The 17068-nt window shown below is 65.1% G+C and carries 18 protein-coding genes; 6 read left to right on the top strand and 12 right to left on the bottom strand.

All coding sequences use genetic code 11. The features are described 5' to 3' along the window. On the top strand, positions 1-768 hold a 768-nt coding region (locus tag CH339_RS19715; RefSeq protein ID WP_276329887.1), incomplete at its 5' end, for a chemotaxis protein CheB. Continuing rightward, on the top strand, positions 765-1649 hold the full coding sequence (locus CH339_RS19710) for a CheR family methyltransferase (RefSeq protein WP_111436086.1): 885 nt from the start codon (positions 765-767) through the stop codon (positions 1647-1649). The genes CH339_RS19715 and CH339_RS19710, both read left to right, overlap by 4 nt. Positions 1650-1851: 202 nt before the next feature. Here CH339_RS19710 and ctrA read toward each other — a convergent pair whose 3' ends face one another. Further along, entirely contained in the window at positions 1852-2553 is a 702-nt protein-coding gene (ctrA, locus tag CH339_RS19705) for a response regulator transcription factor CtrA (protein ID WP_111436085.1), read from the bottom strand. 372 nt (positions 2554-2925) lie between these two features. On the opposite strand from ctrA, the gene fliI reads away from it, so the two are divergent. The 3 genes from fliI to CH339_RS19690 all read left to right on the top strand — a co-directional run bounded on the left by fliI (position 2926) and on the right by CH339_RS19690 (position 5439). Then, on the top strand, positions 2926-4275 hold the full coding sequence (fliI, locus tag CH339_RS19700; RefSeq protein ID WP_111436084.1) for a flagellar protein export ATPase FliI: 1350 nt from the start codon (positions 2926-2928) through the stop codon (positions 4273-4275). Further along, positions 4275-4682: a flagellar export protein FliJ gene (fliJ, locus tag CH339_RS19695; RefSeq protein WP_111436083.1), complete on the top strand. Its 408-nt coding sequence runs from the start codon at positions 4275-4277 to the stop codon at positions 4680-4682. Before fliI ends, fliJ begins: the two co-directional genes overlap by 1 nt. Positions 4683-4929: 247 nt before the next feature. Then, a complete protein-coding gene (locus CH339_RS19690) occupies positions 4930-5439 on the top strand; it encodes a hypothetical protein (RefSeq protein ID WP_146610252.1) in 510 nt (169 codons plus the stop codon). A 23-nt stretch (positions 5440-5462) separates the two neighbouring features. Here CH339_RS19690 and CH339_RS19685 read toward each other — a convergent pair whose 3' ends face one another. From CH339_RS19685 to CH339_RS19670, 4 genes are read right to left on the bottom strand one after another with little or no spacing between them, the layout of a single operon-like run. Further along, positions 5463-6245 carry a sulfotransferase-like domain-containing protein gene (locus tag CH339_RS19685; RefSeq protein ID WP_201240844.1) on the bottom strand — a complete coding sequence of 261 codons (783 nt, stop codon included), beginning with the start codon at positions 6243-6245 and terminating at the stop codon, positions 5463-5465. A gap of 8 nt (positions 6246-6253) precedes the next feature. Further along, entirely contained in the window at positions 6254-7057 is an 804-nt protein-coding gene (locus CH339_RS19680) for an ABC transporter permease (RefSeq protein WP_111436081.1), read from the bottom strand. Continuing rightward, complete coding sequence (locus CH339_RS19675; RefSeq protein ID WP_420825905.1) at positions 7054-7710, bottom strand: ABC transporter ATP-binding protein; 657 nt, start codon at positions 7708-7710, stop codon at positions 7054-7056. The genes CH339_RS19680 and CH339_RS19675 overlap by 4 nt, the downstream gene beginning before the upstream one ends. Continuing rightward, positions 7685-8626: an aminotransferase class IV gene (locus tag CH339_RS19670; RefSeq protein WP_111436079.1), complete on the bottom strand. Its 942-nt coding sequence runs from the start codon at positions 8624-8626 to the stop codon at positions 7685-7687. The genes CH339_RS19675 and CH339_RS19670 overlap by 26 nt, the downstream gene beginning before the upstream one ends. Before the next feature lie 182 nt (positions 8627-8808). Here CH339_RS19670 and CH339_RS19665 point away from each other — a divergent pair, with 182 nt between their 5' ends. Next, complete coding sequence (locus tag CH339_RS19665) at positions 8809-9249, top strand: paraquat-inducible protein A (protein WP_111436078.1); 441 nt, start codon at positions 8809-8811, stop codon at positions 9247-9249. A 258-nt stretch (positions 9250-9507) separates the two neighbouring features. Here CH339_RS19665 and rpe read toward each other — a convergent pair whose 3' ends face one another. The 7 genes from rpe to fba all read right to left on the bottom strand — a co-directional run bounded on the left by rpe (position 9508) and on the right by fba (position 17039). Next, on the bottom strand, positions 9508-10206 hold the full coding sequence (rpe, locus tag CH339_RS19660; RefSeq protein WP_111436077.1) for a ribulose-phosphate 3-epimerase: 699 nt from the start codon (positions 10204-10206) through the stop codon (positions 9508-9510). 92 nt (positions 10207-10298) lie between these two features. After that, positions 10299-10607: a hypothetical protein gene (locus tag CH339_RS19655; protein ID WP_111436076.1), complete on the bottom strand. Its 309-nt coding sequence runs from the start codon at positions 10605-10607 to the stop codon at positions 10299-10301. Positions 10608-10643: 36 nt separating this feature from the next. Continuing rightward, entirely contained in the window at positions 10644-12974 is a 2331-nt protein-coding gene (locus CH339_RS19650) for a nitric oxide reductase activation protein NorD (RefSeq protein ID WP_111436075.1), read from the bottom strand. 29 nt (positions 12975-13003) lie between these two features. After that, positions 13004-13816: a CbbQ/NirQ/NorQ/GpvN family protein gene (locus CH339_RS19645; protein WP_111436074.1), complete on the bottom strand. Its 813-nt coding sequence runs from the start codon at positions 13814-13816 to the stop codon at positions 13004-13006. A gap of 162 nt (positions 13817-13978) precedes the next feature. Next, entirely contained in the window at positions 13979-14335 is a 357-nt protein-coding gene (locus CH339_RS19635; RefSeq protein WP_111436072.1) for a ribulose bisphosphate carboxylase small subunit, read from the bottom strand. Between the two features lie 115 nt (positions 14336-14450). Continuing rightward, the gene (locus CH339_RS19630; protein ID WP_111436071.1) at positions 14451-15884 is read right to left on the bottom strand and encodes a form I ribulose bisphosphate carboxylase large subunit; all 1434 of its coding nucleotides are present in this window, start codon (positions 15882-15884) and stop codon (positions 14451-14453) included. A 72-nt stretch (positions 15885-15956) separates the two neighbouring features. Next, on the bottom strand, positions 15957-17039 hold the full coding sequence (gene fba / locus CH339_RS19625) for a class II fructose-bisphosphate aldolase (RefSeq protein WP_111436070.1): 1083 nt from the start codon (positions 17037-17039) through the stop codon (positions 15957-15959). Positions 17040-17068 lie beyond the last annotated feature (29 nt).

Raw genomic sequence — 17068 nt, 5'->3', positions numbered from 1 at the left:
CGGCCCGCCGGCGGGCGGTCCTTTGCCGCCGAACGTCCCGGTGGCGGCCTCGGATCGACCCGGCCGATGGGTCGCGCGACAGCCGCGCCGCAGCCGGGCGCACGTCCGCATGGTGCGGCCGCGCCGGCTCCCGTCGGCGGCCGCAGCATGGCCGGCATCAAGCTCAGGTCCTATTCGCCGCAGATGCCGCGGGTGCTGACCATCGGCACGTCGACCGGCGGGCCGCAGGCGCTCGCGGTCCTGTTCGGCCAGATCGGCCGGGCCATCGACAGGGTGCCGGTGCTGGTCACCCAGCACATGCCGCCGACCTTCACCGCCATTCTCGCCGAGCACATGGCCAAGGTCGCAGGCCGCCCGGCCCATGAGGGTCAGGAGGGCGAGGTGGTGAAGCCCGGCACCATCTATGTTGCGCCCGGCGGCAAGCACATGACGGTGGAGAAATCCGGCGCCGACGTCGTCATCCGCCTCAACGACGGACCGCCGGTCAATTTCTGCAAGCCGGCCGTCGATCCGCTGTTCGACAGTGTCGCCAAGGCCTATGGCTCCGCGACGCTGGCCCTGGTCCTGACCGGCATGGGCAATGACGGCGAGAACGGCACCCGCACCATCGCCCGCGCCGGCGGGAGCATCATCGCGCAGGACGAAGCCTCCAGCGTGGTCTGGGGCATGCCCGGGGCCGCCGCCCATACCGGCGAGTGCTCGGAAGTCCTGCCGCTCGACCAGATCGGGCCGAAAGTTACCCGGATCCTTGGAGGTCAGCGCCTGTGACGCCGCAAGAATACGAGTTCATCCGCGGCTTCGTGAAGAGCCGCTCGGGCCTGGTGCTGGCCGACGAAAAACAGTACCTGGTGGAAAACCGCCTGTTGCCGGTCGCCCGCAAGAACGGCCTGGAATCGATCGGCCAGCTCGTCACCGCGCTGCGCCGGCCGGGGGCGCGGCAACTGGAGGAAACGGTCGTCGAGGCGATGACGACCAACGAATCCTTCTTCTTCCGCGACAAGACGCCGTTCCAGCACTTCACCGAAACGATGATGCCGCACATGCTGCGCGCACGCGCCGACAGCAAGCGGCTCAGGATCTGGTGCGCGGCGGCTTCGACCGGCCAGGAGCCCTATTCGATCGCCATGAACCTGAAGGAAATGGCCTCGCGGCTGGCCGGCTGGCGCATCGAGATCATCGGCACGGACCTTTCCAACGACGTGTTGGACAAGGCCAAGTCGGGCCTCTACACCCAGTTCGAGGTGCAGCGCGGCATGCCGATCCAGATGCTGATGAAGTTCTTCACGCAGAAGGGCGACATGTGGCAGATCGCGCCGGAGCTGCGCTCGATGGTGCAGTGGCGCAAGCTGAATCTCCTGGAGAGCCTCAGGGGTCTCGGCCAGTTCGACATCGTGTTCTGCCGCAACGTGCTGATCTATTTCGACCATCCGACCAAGGTCGACGTTCTGAAGCGGGTCCAGGCGCAGATGGCATCCGACGGCTTCCTGGTGCTCGGCGCGGCCGAGACCGTGGTCGGCCTGACTGACGTCTTCCATCCGGTGCAGGACAAGCGCGGTCTCTATGCCGTCAACAGCAAGGCGTCGCCGGCCGGTGGTCTTGCCACGCCGCGCTTTGCGGCGATTGCCGGCGGCGGCGTCACCGCGCGCTGACGGCACCCGCCGCAGGATCGTTCGAAACGACATACCGCCGGATCGTCAGAAAGACGGTCCGGCGGTTTTCTTTTGGCGCCACGCCGGCGTGACGGTGCGCGATGGCGATCCGGCGGAAGGGGGGTGGTGTTGGAAAAGCAAAAACCCCGCCGGGAGGGGGGCGGGGTTCTTGGGTCGTCGCGAAGCGAGGGTCGGGAACGGATCAGGCGCTTTCCAGGATGCTGTCCTCGTCCGGCTCGCGCAGCACGTAGCCGCGGCCCCAGACCGTCTCGATGTAATTCTTGCCGCCGGTTGCTGCCGCCAGCTTCTTGCGCAGCTTGCAGATGAAGACGTCGATGATCTTCAGCTCCGGCTCATCCATGCCGCCATAGAGATGGTTGAGGAACATCTCCTTGGTCAGGGTGGTGCCCTTCCTGAGGGAGAGCAGCTCCAGCATCTGGTATTCCTTGCCGGTCAGGTGGACGCGCTGGCCGTTGACCTCGACCGTCTTGGTGTCGAGGTTGACGCGCAGGTCGCCGGTGGTGATGACCGACTGGGCATGGCCCTTGGAGCGGCGGACGATGGCGTGGATGCGGGCGACCAGCTCGTCCTTGTGGAACGGCTTGGTCATGTAGTCGTCGGCGCCGAAGCCGAGGCCGCGGACCTTATCCTCGATGCCGGCCAGACCGGACAGGATCAGGATCGGCGTCTTGACCTTGGACACGCGAAGGGTGCGCAGCACCTCGTAGCCCGACATGTCCGGCAGATTGAGATCGAGAAGAATGATGTCGTAATCGTAGATTTTCCCGAGATCTATGCCTTCCTCGCCCAGGTCGGTCGTATAGACGTTGAAACTCTCCGATTTGAGCATCAACTCGATGCTCTGGGCGGTAGCGCCGTCGTCTTCGATCAGCAGTACTCGCATGCCATAATCCTCATTCTCAGTTGCCGGATGCGGTGCCGAAGGCGCAGCGCGACCGACCCGAAAGTCCTCGTTAACCCCATTTCGAAACGCTACACGTCAATGGTTAACAAAAACTGATTCGCAGTGGAAGAGCATTCATACCTTGCGTGGAGAATTAACTTCATCTTCCTGATTCAAAAGCCGGAATCCACCGTATCTGTTGGCAGAATCCGGTTTAAGAAATTCTCCTAAGTGATTCATCGGACTCACGCTCTCCGGACGGCATTTACCATCAACGGAGACCGGCACCTTAAGCCTTCGAAAACGATGTTTGACGAAACCCGTAAACGAAGGGTTACCATCACGGGCTTCTAAACAAGATGTGAGCGATTCGTGGACTCCCTCATCGGACAGATCGAATCACTTCGCCCGGTCGAGATATTCGGCCGCGTGGTGGGCGTGCAGGGGCTCCTGGTCGAGGTCGCCGGCCCGCTGCACCAGATGGGCGTCGGCGCCCGGCTGGCGATCGAGACCGCCGGCGGTGCTATGCAGTGCGAAGTGGTCGGGTTCCGCGGCGAGCGGGCCCTGTGCCTGCCGTTCGGGCGGCTGGAAGGCGTGCGCATGGGCTGCCGGGCGATCATCATGTCGGCGGAGTCCTCCGTGCTGCCGTCGACGGCCTGGCTCGGCCGGGTGGTCAATGCCTTCGGCGAGCCGATCGACGGCAAGGGGCCGATCGGCCAGGGCGAGGAAGCGCGGCCGTTGAGGGCGCCGCCGCCGCCGGCCCACGACCGGGCCCGGGTCGGCGCCGCGATCGATCTCGGCGTCAGGGCGCTCAATACCTTCGTTACCTGCTGCCGCGGCCAGCGCATGGGCGTCTTTGCCGGCAGCGGCGTCGGCAAGTCGGTGCTCCTGTCCATGCTGGCACGCAACACCGCCGCCGACGTCTCGGTGATCGGCCTCATCGGCGAGCGCGGCCGCGAGGTGCAGGAGTTTTTGGAGGACGATCTCGGCGAGGAGGGCATCGCGCGCTCCGTCGTCGTCGTCGCCACGTCCGACGAATCCGCCCTGATGCGCCGGCAGGCGGCGTATCTGACCCTCACCATGTCGGAGTTCTTCCGCGACGAGGGCAAGGACGTCCTCTGTCTTATGGACTCTGTCACCCGTTTCGCCCAGGCCCAGCGCGAGATCGGTCTTGCCGCCGGCGAGCCGCCGACCTCCAAGGGCTATACGCCGACCGTCTTTTCCGAACTGCCGCGGCTCCTTGAACGGGCAGGACCGGGGCGGCGCGGCTCTGGCACCGTCACCGGGCTCTTTACGGTGCTGGTGGAAGGCGACAACCATAATGAGCCGATCGCCGACGCGGTGCGCGGCATCCTCGACGGCCATATCGTCATGGAGCGCAGCATCGCCGAGCGCGGCCGCTATCCGGCGATCAACGTCCTCAAATCCGTGTCGCGGACGCTGCCGAAGGCGACGCCGGAGGAGTTCCGCCCGGCGATCCGCGAGGCGAAGCGGCTGATGTCCGTCTTTGCCGACATGGAGGAGCTGATCCGGCTCGGCGCCTATCGCTCCGGGTCCGATGCCACCGTCGACGAGGCGATCCGGCTCAACGAGCCGATGGAGGCGTTCCTGTCCCAGGGCAAGGACGAGGCGTCGGCCTTTGCGGACGGTTTTTCCGAACTTGCCAACCTTTTGGAAATGTATTCGACCTATTCTGCCCCCAACTCGGGGAGTAACGAGTAATGAAGCCGCGTGAAAATTTCATCCGTCTGAAGCGCTTCCAGCTTGATGAGAAGCGCCGCCAGGTGGCCCAGATCGAATCCATGATGGCCGAGTTCGAGCGCATGGCGAACGAGCTCGACCAGCAGATAGTCTCAGAGCAGGAGCGCGTCGGCATCACCGATGTGACCCATTTCGCCTATCCGACCTTCGCCAAGGCGGCGCGCACCAGGCGCGACAATTTGATGGCCTCGGTCGAGGATCTGAGGCCGCAGCTCGAACACGCCCAGGACGAGATGGCCAAGGCCGTGGAAGAGCTGAAGAAGGTCGAGCTGCTGCACGAGCGCGACCAGGAGCGCGAGCGCCACGCCGAGGAAGCGGCCGAGCAGGACGTCCTCGACGAGATCGCCGGCCAGCGCGCGGCCTATTAGGCCGCGCCGCCACAAAACGCCTCAAGGCCCCGTTTTCTCCCCGCCCTCCAGGATGCAATGACGCGCCCGCTGCTTGATCGCGGCGAGGTGATTGCACGCGTCGGCTGTACTGTTTATCCTGCGTATACCAACCGGATGTCAAAAAGCGCTATCGCTGTGGTGCCCGGGGAGTCCCGATGTCTGCCAAGGACTCGGGTTGATGTTGTTTACGCCCTGTCGCGTTTGATTGATCCGGGGGCTCTTCATAGTGAAAAGCGAGACCATCGCAGCCTGGGTGATTGGCGGTTCCATAGCCGCATTCGCCGTCATCGGTCTTTCGGTGTGGGCAACGTTGAACGCGCAAGGGTTCTGCTGGAAGGAAGGACGCTTTTTGTCCAAGCATGAAATCTTCAGAAATCTGATTCAAAGCTCCGAATATATCGGCCATGACGTCCGTCCGTTTACAGCCAGATACAGATCCGGAAGAGAGGATATTAAAAGGACAATTCCATACGAAGATATTGATCAGTTTTTTCGAGTAAATAGCGATTGTTGTGAATTCGCGTCATCGATTCATTTTGCTGATTTGACCTATTTTGAGCCGCCTTGGTATTTTGTTTTTTCTGGAAAGGCTTGGAAGCTTGTTTCGGTAAAATACCAAGTCTTTATTGAGACGACGAGCGGTGACGCCGATTCGTTCGACATGCTCAGCGGAAACTGGTCCGATACCTGCGGACATCGCGTCCAGATTCCGCGTGAATTCGTCCTCATTGAATAGTTCAAAGAGGATCGCATGATACCTCAATCTTTGGCTGTTTCCCCCATGATCCGATGTCGCGCCAGCTTCTCATAGAGTGGTCGTGCATCGTCGCAGATGGGTTTGAGGTCTTCGCTAAGCTCCTCATAGGCGACCGCCTTTGAGGGCGGTGAAAAACCCGTCGATTTTTCCACGGCACCGTACCAGTGGGGCGCCCAGACACCGTCGCTGGCGCGGCGGCCGGCGGGCCAGGTGAGCATGTTCTCGGAGAACGGGATGCCGACGACCTCGCAGAGGCGGGTGAGGGCCGCGCGCGGGTCGGCGAGGACGTCGGCGGCGTCGATCACCGGCGGGGCTTTGCCGAGCCTGTCGGCGACCTCGTCAAAAATGTCCGCCTGTTCCTGAAAGCCGATGTCGCGGAGCGTCACCTCCTCGCGCTTGGCGCTGTAGGAGGCGAGCACGTTCTCCGGCCGGCGGATGAGGAAGACGTTGACGACGTCGTCCAGCCAGTCGCGCCCGACCCCCTCGATCATGTGGTGGGTCATCTGCTTCTGGTAGAACACCGGACAGCTTCCGGGCACCGGGCCGAGGAGGAACTCGACGACCTTTGTCCAGTCGGTCTCGCCGGCTTCGATGATCTCCGGGGTCATCGGGTGGTCGATGCCGGTCATCTGCAGATAGGCGGCGTAGAACGGCTCGTCGACGACGGCGGTGTCCGGCCGGTTCTCGAAGGAGCGCATCATAGCTGTCGAGATGTTGCGCGGGCCGGACCACATGGCGATGCGAATTGGGGCAATGCGGACGGGCGTATCGGTGTTCTCGGGCATGGCGGGTCTCAGGTCGAGCGGGTGAGCCGGTCGAGGCGCAGGCGGTGGCGGGTGTCGGTGAGGCGCCAGGTGGAGATCAGCACCGACAGGAGCACGCCCATGCCGGTGGAGCCGGCGATCAGGAACATGATCATCAACTGGTATTTCACCGCCTCGGTCGGCGCAATGCCGGCAAGGATCTGGCCGGTCATCATGCCCGGCAGGGAGACGACGCCGGTGGCGGCCATGGCGTTGATCGAGGGCATGAAGCCGGTGGCGAGCGCCTGGCGGGTGAAGGGGCGCAGCGCCTCCCAGCGGGTCGCACCCAGCGCCAGGCGCGCCTCGATCGCCGGGCGTTCGCGCCGGGCGGCCCGGGTCAACGTCTCAAGGCCGAGGGCGACGCCGGTCATGGCGTTGCCGAGGATCATGCCGAAGAGGGGCAGGGCGTAGCGCGGGGAATACCAGGGGTCGGCGTCGATCTGCAGGGTGAGGGCGAAGATGAGGACGATGCCGCCGGAAAGCACCATGGCGCCGGTGCCGATGCCGTAGCCCCAGAGGCCGGCGACCGGCGTTTCCTGGCGCGACAGCACCTCGCGGCCGGCGACCGCGCCCATGATCAGGGCAACGGCCAGCGTCAGCCAGGGCGAGGAGATGTCGAAGAGGGTTTTGAGGATGAGCCCGACGAGGACGAGCTGGATCGCCATGCGCACGGCCGAGATGGCGAGTTTTTTGGCGAGGCCGAGGCCGAGGGCGATGGAGATCGCGCCGTTGAGGCAGAGGAAGATCGCGGCCATCGCCACATGGCCGTAGGTGAGCTGGACGTAGTCGCTCATGGCGTGCCTCCCGCGTCCGCCACCCGGCCGCCCTGGATGGTGACGTGGCGCCGGGCGAGGCGGGCGGCCTGGTCGGCATCGTGGGTGACGAGGATGATCGCGACGCCATCGGCAAGGCGCTCTTCGATCAGGGCCTCGACGCTTGTCGTCGCCTCCGGGTCGAGCGCCCCGGTGGGCTCGTCGAGGAGCAGCACCTGAGGCGCGCCGGCCAGCAGCCGGGCAAAGCCGAGGCGCTGCTTTTCGCCGGTGGAGAGTCGGGCGATTTCCCAGTCCCAGACGCCGTCATCGAAGCCAAGCCTTGCAACGAGCGGTGCGGTGGCCGCGCGGTCGGCAAAATGCGCGCCGACCCGCTCCGCCCACCAGCCGGTCTCCGCCGCCAGATAGCCGACCTTGCGGCGCCAGTCGGGCGCCGGCATCGCGTTGCGGTCGGTGCCGTCGAGGAGGACGGTGCCGGGGGCGGGGTCGAGGTCGGCGATGGCGCGCAGGATGAGGCTCTTTCCGGAACCGGAGGGGCCGGTGAGGGCGACGATCTCGCCGGCGGCCACGTCCAGCCGCTCCACGGTCGCGGTATGGGTTTTCAGCCCGCGCACCGACAGGCGCGGCGGGCGCTGTGCCTCCGCTGCCGCGTCAGCTCGCCCGCTTGGCGCTGGCACGGGCATAGTCCTTGTAGAGGGTCCGGAGGCGGCGGGTGACCGGGCCGGCGGCGTCGCCGTCGTCGGCCCTTTTGCCGTCGCCGATGGTCCTGCCATCGACCTCCACGACCGGGACGAGGCCGGCGAAGGTGCCGGTCACAAAAGCCTCGTCGGCGCCGTAGACGTCGACCAGGGAAAAGCGCTTTTCGAAGGTCGGGATGCCGGCGTTGCGGGAAACGGTGAGGACGTTGCCGCGGGTGATGCCGCCGAGGCAGTAGGTGCCGTCGGAGGTCCAGAGCTCGCCTTTCCTGACGATGAAGAAGTGGGTGGAGTTGCAGGTGGCGACGCAGCCGTCCGGGTCGAGCATCAGGCCCTCGTCGGCGCCGGCCTTGGTCGCCTGGATGCAGGCCTGGATGCAGTTCAGCTTGGAATGAGAGTTGATCTTCTGGTCCTGCATGTCGGGCGCGGTGCGCCGCACATGGACGGTGAAGAGCCGCACGCCGTTCTTCGTGACCTCCGGCGTCGGCTCCTTGTATTCCGGGATGATGACGACGGTCGGCGGGCCGATGGTGATGCGCGGGTCCTGGTAGGGCGTTGCCTTTTCTCCGCGGGTCACCATCAGACGGATATGGACGTGGTCGGTCATGCCGTTGGCTTCCAGGCACTCATAGAGCCGCGCCGTCAGCTCGTCGCGGGAAAGGCCGATCTCCATGTCGAGCGCCTTGGCGCCCTCGAAGAGCCGGTCGAGATGCTCATCGAGGAACGCGATGCCGCCGTCGACGACCCGCAATCCCTCCCAGACGCCGTCGCCGAGGATGAAGCCGGAATCGAACACCGAGACGACCGCCTCGGCCCGCGGCACCAGCCGGCCGTTCAGCGAAATCAGGATGTCCGCATTGCGCGGATCGGCGGCGTATTCGTGGGTGCCGGTGGACATTTTTTTGGCGACCTTTGCGGCTTTTGGAATGCTTCGCCTGTGTCCCATGGGGGCCGCATTCTGGCAAGGCCGGAAAGGGCGGCGCCGGGCGCGGTTGCGTTCGTTGCCCGTTCGGCACATCTAGGAGGGAGTGGTGCCCGGATCATCCGGCCGGGCCGGAGACGACCGGACGCCATCTGCCCATGCGCCTCATCCTCGCCGTCCTTCTCTATGTCGCCGGGTTTTCCTTCGGCCTTGGCCTGACGCTGCCGCTGGTGCGGTTCGAGACGCTCTACTTCTTCGAGGAAACGCCGACGCTGATCGAGATCGTCGAGACGCTCTATCGCGAAGGCGACACGTTTCTTGCCGTGATTATTGGGGCGTTCTCCATCGCCTTCCCGGCGCTGAAGCTGCTGTTGCTCTTTCTCGTCGCCGTCGGCGGCTCGTCGGCCAAGCGGCTCGGAGCGCTGTCGGCCGTTTCCAAATGGTCGATGATGGACGTGATGGTGGTGGCGCTCGCCATCGTCGCGGCGAAAACGAGCGGCCTTGCCGCCGCCGTCACCCTGCCGGGCATCTGGTTCTACTCCGCCGCGACGATCTCGTCTGCCGTCGCGGCGATGATCCTGCATGGGCGGAGGCGGTGAGGGGGCTGGTGCTCGTCATACCGTGCGAAAATCCACGATGGGCTACCTTGTCGCGACGCCCAATGGATTGCCGCGTCGGCCTGTCGGCCTCCTCGCAATGACGCCAGTTCTATTTGTAATCAAATAGTTAGCGTCATTGCGAGCGGAGCGAAGCAATCCAGGGGCGGTGCGCACCGACACCCGGCGTACTGCGCGGAGAGGGGCAATAGATCCCGTCTCTCCGCTGCGCTCCGGCCGGGATGACGCGGAGAGGAGGCTTCAAGCCGCCTTGCCCAGCGCCGCGAGGCCGTTGGTGCGGATGGCGTCGATGTTGGCCTTGTAGGCCTCTTCCGTGCCGCCCTTGAAGACTGCGGAGCCGGCAACGAGGGCGTTGGCGCCGGCCTCGGTGACCTGGCCGACCGTATCGGGAGACACGCCGCCGTCGACCTCGATGTCGATCGGGCGGTCGCCGATCATGGTCTTGATGCGGCGGATTTTTTCCAGCACCGCCGGGATGAAGGCTTGGCCGCCGAAGCCCGGATTGACGCTCATGACGAGGATCAGGTCGAGGCGGTCGAGGACGTATTCGATGGCGCTTTCCGGGGTCGAGGGGTTGAGCGAGACGCCGGCTTTCTTGCCGAGGTTCTTGATTACCTGCAGCGAGCGGTCGAGGTGGGGGCCGGCCTCGGCGTGGACGGTGATGATATCGGAGCCGGCATCGGCGAAGGCCTCCAGATAGGGATCGGCCGGGGCGATCATCAGGTGGACGTCCATGACCTTATCGGTGTGCGGGCGGAGCGCCTTCACCACGGCCGGGCCGATGGTGATGTTCGGCACGTAATGGCCGTCCATGACGTCGACATGGACCCAATCGCAGCCGGCGCGGTCGATGGCGCAGACCTCGTCGCCGAGCTTTGCGAAGTCGGCGGACAGGATGGACGGGGCAATCACGATCGGGCGGCTCGATCCTTGGGGCATGGCGGTGTTTCCTCTGTCGGTGACGGGTCTATCGCGGGTTTTTGTCCATAGAGCGGATGACGTGAGAAAGACGGTCGGGCGCGCTCATCGCATCAGTCCTCGGCGATCTCGCGGTCCGGGTCCCAGCCGCCGGCTCTTGCCGTGGCGACGGCGCCGGACTGGATGCGCTCGAAGCGCTCGCGCAATTCCGGCGGCAGGGCGGCGACGCGAAAGCCGTAGCGGCCCCATTCGGCGTTGACCTTTTCCCACAACGTCTCGATGCCGGCCGCGTTCCAGCCGGCGCAGGTCTCGGTCTCCGGGATGATGCCGAAGACCCAGGCATCGCGGATGATCTTGGCGGTGTCGGTCATGCCGCCATTGATGTCCTTGTCGATGCCGACATAGCGTTTTTCGTCACTCACCGGCGGTCTCCGCGTTTCTCATCTGGTCAGGCTTTCTTACCTGGTCAAACTGGCGAACAGCGTCGGCAGCTTTTCCGGCAACCGCTCGACATTGTCGATAATCGTGTAGTTGTTGATGCCGAAAATGCGCTGCACGTAGTCGTCGGCCTCGGCGTCGAGCGTCAGGCAGTAGGAGAGGACGCCCCTGGTATAGAGCTCCTCCACGGCCTTGCGCGTATCGTGGCGCAGGTGCTGCGGATCGCGCTCGTCGATGTCGGCCGGTTCGCCGTCGGTGACCAGCAGCAGCAGTTTGTGGCGTTCGGGGCGGCGCGTCAAATGGTGGGCGGCATGGCGCATGGCGGCGCCCATGCGGGTGGAGAGCCCGCCGCGCATGCCGGCAAGCCGCGCCTTGGCGTCGTCGTCGAAGCGCTCGGTGAAATCCTTGAAGCGGAAATACTGCACGTCGTGGCGGCTGTCGGACGAAAAGCCGTGGACAGCGAAGGCGTCGCCGATGCCGGCGATGGCGGTGGCGACCAGCGCCGTCGCCTCGCGGGTGAGGTCGAGCACGGTCTTGCCGTCGACATCGTCGACCACGTCGTTGGTGGACTCGGACAGGTCCAGGAGGACGAGCACGGCGAGGTCGCGCGTCTTCAGCACGTTGCGCATGGTGATGCGCGGGTCCGGCTGGTCGCCCATGCGGATGGCGATCATGGCATCGACCGCGGCGTTGATGTCGATCTCGTCGCCGTCCTCCATGTTGCGAATCCGCTGGACGCCCTGGGGCTGCAACAGGTCGATGATCTGGCGGATGCGCTGGGTGACGGGCCGGTGCTCTGTGAGGATGCGCTCGATGTCCTCGACCTCGCCCTTGGGCTGGCGGCGCTCGTAGACGGTCGCCCAGTCGGGGCGGAAGAGCTGAACCTGATAGTCCCACTCATGGTAGTGGTAGGGCTCCGAGATCGGCTCGGTGCCCTCCAGCTCGTTGATGGTCATTTCCTCCTGGTCGAGCCAGAAGGGGGTGGTGAGGCGCCAGATCTCCTCCGCGTCGTCGCTGGCGAATTCGTTGTTGACCTCGTTGACCATCTCCATCAGGCCGACGACCCGGCGCTTCTGGGCGCGGCTGCCGGCGATGCGCTCTATATCGTTCTCCCAAGCGGTCTCGTCGAAGGCCCAGATGTAGCGGTTGTCGTCGCGGTAGGGGATGCGGATCGATTCCAGGATGCGAAGGCTGGGGACGTCGCGCCGGCCGGCAAAGAGGTTGAAGACGTCGAGGCCGAGATGCCAGGAGAACTGGGCGTCCTCGCAGCGCACCGCGATCTCGGCGTGGAATTTTTCCGCGAGTGCAGCAAGGTCCGCATCGCCCGTCGTCACCGCCTCGTCGATCAGCATCAGGGCGAGGCGTTCCAGCGCGACGACGGTGGGGTGCTCGACCTTGTCGTCGCGCTCCAGCGACAGCAGCCCGCGCCACAGCAGTTTCAGGCCGGGGAAGTCACGGATCGCGAGGTATTCGACGCGGGCGTCCTCGATGAGGCCGATGAAGAACATCTGGGCCGGCGTCAGTTGCTCCGCGGAAATGCGCTCGCGCGTGTAATGGACGTGGGAGGCGAGGTGCGCGGCCATCGCCCGGAAGAGGTCGAGGCCCGAGGTGGTGCCGACCGGGTCGACGGCGTCCGGCAGGTGGAGCACGAAATCCTCGATATAGGGCCGGAACCCGGCATGGTCGGCGGCAGTGGGGCGCAGGAAGAAATCGCGGCCCCAGAGGGCGCGGAGGAAATAGTTGAGCTTCCTCTGGACGTTGATGAAGAGCGTGCCGCGCCGCTCCTTCCTGAGGACTGCCTGGCTGTCCGGGGCGCTGAGGCTGAAATAGGCGGTCAGCGAATTGAGGTCGCGGCGGTGCGCCTCGGCGCCGAAATTGGCCCAGCGGCGGAGCCCGGAGAGCGTCAGCTTGTCGAGGAGCTCGTCGATGATGCCGAGCATGGGCCGGAGGCCCCGCGGGGCCTTGGCCGAAATCTGGTGGATGAGGGCGAGATAGCCGCGCAGCAGTTCCGGGTCGCCGAGCCGGCGGGCGGCGACGGGCAAGCTCTCGATCAGCAGGGTGATGATCTCGCCGGAGGTCATGGAGGAGAGCTTCATCGCCGCGACGACGCAGTCCTCGATGACGTCGTCGCCGCATTCCTTGGCGACCAGCGGCATTTCGCGCAGGAACGCTTCGACGACGTTGACGCCGCGGCCGAGATCGGCGAGGGCGCGGGCGCCGTCAAGCCAGGTCTTCAGGCCCGCGGGCGACATGTGGCGCGCCGCATCCGGGAACACCGCCGTCAGGATGTCGGCGATTTCCGGCGCCTTTTTCGACAGGGTCTCGCGGTACTCCTCAAGGTCGACGGTCATGGTTCTGCCCGTGCCGGCATCGCCTTACCTCACGCAAAGAAGTAGGTGGCGACGGCGGCCTCCAGGGTCTCCTGCATGTCGGGATCGTCGGTCAGCGGGGTGACCAGCGTCATCTTGCAGGCGAGCACCGGATCGACACCCTCGGCGATGATCTGGCCGGCATAGACGAGGAGGCGGGTGGAGATGCCCTCGTCGAGGCCATGGCCCTTGAGGTTGCGGGCGCGGTGGGCGATCTGCACCAGCTTGCCGGCGATCTCCTTGTCGACGCCGGTCTCCGCGGCGACGATCTCGGTCTCAAGCTCGGCCTCCGGATAGTCGAAGGCGAGGGCGCCGAAGCGCTGCTTGGTCGAGGGCTTCAGGTCCTTCATCAGGCTCTGGTAGCCGGGGTTGTAGGAGATGACGAGCTGGAAGTCCTCATGCGCTTGAAGAAGCTCCTGCTTCTTGTCGAGGGGCAGGCAGCGCCGGTAGTCGGTCAGCGGGTGGATCACCACGGTGGTGTCCTGGCGCGCCTCGACCACTTCATCCAGGTAGCAGATGGCGCCGATGCGGGCGGCGGTCGTCAGCGGGCCGTCCTGCCAGCGGGTGCCGTCCTTGTCGAGGAGGAAGCGGCCGACGAGGTCGGACGCCGTCATGTCCTCGTTGCAGGCAACGGTGATCAGCGGCCGGCCGAGCTTGAACGCCATATACTCCACGAAGCGGGACTTGCCGCAGCCGGTCGGGCCCTTCAGCATCACCGGCATGCGCCGGGCATAGGCGGCCTCGAACAGGTCGACCTCATTGCCGACGGGCCGGTAGTAGGGCTCGGCTTTCAGGCGAAACTGGTCGATGGACATCTCGGTCATGGGTCTGGTCGCTGGTTGGTTTGGGGCTTGGGTGTCTTTGTTTGGTGGTGATCGTCATTGCGAGGAGGCGGAGCCGACGAAGCAATCCAGTTCTGTGCGTGAGGCCCTGGATTGCTTCGCTTCGCTCGCAATGACGCAAGTGTCTGCGCGAAGCGCTCCGGATCAGACCGGGGTGCCGCGGCGGACGACCATCTCGGCGCCCTTGGTCTGCTGGTAGTTGTCGTAGCCGATGAGGCGGATGTGGTTGTCCGGGTGGGCCTTGTGGCAGGCCTCGACCTCGGCCAGGATGCGGTCGACGTCGGTCTCGCCGAACATCGGCAGCTTCCACATGTACCAGTAGTGGTCGAAGGCGTTTTCCGGCTCGACATGCTCGATGGCCGGGTTCCAGCCCTTGGAGACGATATAGGCGACCTGCTTGCGGATGCGCTCGTCATCCATCTCCGGCAGGTAGGAAAAGGTCTCGAACTTGCGGCTGGTAACGTCGCTGAGGCTCGACTTGTAGTCCTGCATCTCGCTCATTTTCGGTTTCCTTCAAAGACGGTTCATCAAGGGCGGCGCCCTTTGGAAAGAAAGATCGGTCGTGCCCGGCCGCCGCTGCCGGCGCGGGCCGGCAGGGCAGGGGGCGCATCGCCCGCTAGCGGTGGGCGACGTCGAGCTTGTCGACGGTGTCGAACTCGAACTTGATCTCTTTCCAGGTCTCCATCGCCATCTTCAGTTCCGGGCTGTGCTTGGCGGCGTCGGTGAGGATGTCCTTGCCTTCCTTTTCCAGCACCCGGCCCTCATTGCGGGCTTCGACGCAGGCTTCCAGGGCGACCCGGTTGGCGGCCGCGCCGGCGGCGTTGCCCCAGGGGTGGCCGAGGGTGCCGCCGCCGAACTGCAGCACGGCGTCGTCGCCGAAGATGGAGACCAGCGCCGGCATGTGCCAGACGTGGATGCCGCCGGAGGCGACCGCGAAGGCACCGGGCATGGCGCCCCAGTCCTGATCGAAGAAGATGCCGCGCGAGCGGTCTTCCTTGATGTACCTTTCGCGCAAAAGGTCGATCCAGCCGAGCGTCGAGGCGCGGTCGCCCTCAAGCTTGCCGACCACGGTGCCGGTGTGCAGGTGGTCGCCGCCGGACAGCCGCAGGATCTTGGTCAGCACCCGGAAATGGATGCCGTGGCGCGGATTGCGGTCGATGACGGCATGCATGGCACGGTGGATATGCAGGAGCACGCCGTTGTCGCGGCACCACTGGGCAAGGCCGGTGTTGGCGCAAAAGCCCGCGGTGATGTAGTCGTGCATGATGATCGGCGCGCCGAGTTCCTTGGCGTATTCGGCCCGCTTGAACATCTCGTCCGGGGTCGGCGCGGTGACGTTCAAATAGTGGCCCTTGCGCTCGCCGGTCTCGGCCTCGGCCTTCTCGATCGCCTCCATGACGAAGTCGAACCGCTGGCGCCAGCGCATGAAGGGCTGGGAGTTGACGTTCTCATCGTCCTTGGTGAAGTCGAGGCCGCCGCGCAGGCACTCATAGACGGCGCGGCCGTAGTTCTTGGCCGAAAGGCCGAGCTTCGGCTTGATGGTGCAGCCGAGCATGGCCCGGCCGTACTTGTTCATGATGTCGCGCTCGACCTGGATGCCGTGCGGGGGGCCGTTGCAGGTCATCACATAGGCGATCGGGAAGCGCACATCTTCCAGGCGCAGGGCACGCACCGCCTTGAAGCCGAAGACGTTGCCGACCAGCGAGGTGAACACGTTCACCACCGATCCCTCTTCGAACAGGTCGATGGGATAGGCGATAAAGGCGTAGAAGGCCTCGTCGTCGCCCGGCACGTCCTCGATCGCATAGGCGCGGCCCTTGTAGTAGTCCAGATCGGTCAGGAGGTCGGTCCACACCGTCGTCCATGTGCCGGTCGAGGATTCCGCGGCCACGGCCGCAGCCGCCTCTTCGCGCGGGACGCCGGCCTGCGGGGTGACCTTGAAACAGGCCAGCAGGTCCGTGTCCTTGGGGGTGTAATCGGGCATCCAGTAGGTTTCCCGATACTCTTTCACGCCGGCGACGTAGCCGCCGCTCTTGGCTTCACCAGCCATAGCCTTCTCCTCTTCGCGGATGGCGTCGAACAGCGTGTCCGACGTCGTTGTTACTCGGCCGCCTTGGCGGCGTTACTCGGCTGCCTCAGCCACGCCGACCTGGGGGTCGAGCGCGCCGGAAGCGTAGCGGGATGCCATCTCCTTGATCGGGATGACCTTGATCTTCGATGCCTGGCCCTCGGCGCCGAATTCCTGGAAGCGCTGCTTGCAGAGCGCGCGCATGGCGTCCAGGGCGGGCTTCAGGTATTTGCGGGGATCGAACTCGGCCGGCGACTGGGTCAGCACGCGGCGGACCTGGCCGCTCATCGCCAGGCGGCAGTCGGTGTCGATGTTGATCTTGCGCACGCCGTGCTTGATGCCGAGCTGGCACTCGTGCACCGGCACGCCCCAGGTCTGCGGCATGTCCCCGCCGAACTCGTTGATGATGTCCTGCAGCTCCTGCGGCACCGCGGAGGAGCCGTGCATGACGAGGTGCGTGTTCGGCAGCTTTTCGTTGATCTCCTTGATCACGTGCATGGCGAGGATGTCGCCGTCCGGCTCGCGCGTGAACTTGTAGGCGCCGTGCGAGGTGCCCATGGCGATCGCCAGCGCGTCGACCTTGGTCTTCCTGACGAAATCGACAGCCTGGTCGGGATCGGTCAGGAGCTGGCTGTGGTCGAGCTTGCCCTCGAAGCCATGGCCGTCCTCCTTCTCGCCCTCGCCGGTCTCCAGCGAGCCGAGGACGCCGAGTTCGCCCTCCGTCGAGGCGCCGACCCAGTGCGCCATCTCGGTGACGCGCCTGGTGATGTCGACATTGTACTCGTAGCTGGCCGGCGTCTTGCCGTCGCCCTCAAGCGAGCCGTCCATCATCACGGAGGTGAAGCCGTGCTGGATGGCAGTCAGGCAGGTCGCCTCGTTGTTGCCGTGGTCCTGGTGAACGCAGATCGGGATCTCCGGAAAGATCAGCTCGGCCGCCTCGATCATCTTGGCGAGCATGATGTCGTTGGCGTAGTTGCGGGCGCCGCGGCTGGCCTGCAGGATCACCGGAGCGTCGACCTCGCGGGCCGCCTCCATGATGGCGATGACCTGTTCCATGTTGTTGACGTTGAACGCCGGCATGCCGTAGCCGTTTTCGGCGGCGTGATCGAGAAGCTGGCGAAGGGTAATTCGAGCCATGTCTTTGATCTCCTGACGGTCTCTAGGGC

The sequence above is a fragment of the Rhodobium orientis genome (genome assembly GCF_003258835.1).
GTDB classification, from domain to species: domain Bacteria; phylum Pseudomonadota; class Alphaproteobacteria; order Rhizobiales; family Rhodobiaceae; genus Rhodobium; species Rhodobium orientis.
The sequence above is the reverse complement of the archived record's forward strand: the minus strand, read 5'-3'. Positions and strand labels throughout refer to the sequence as shown.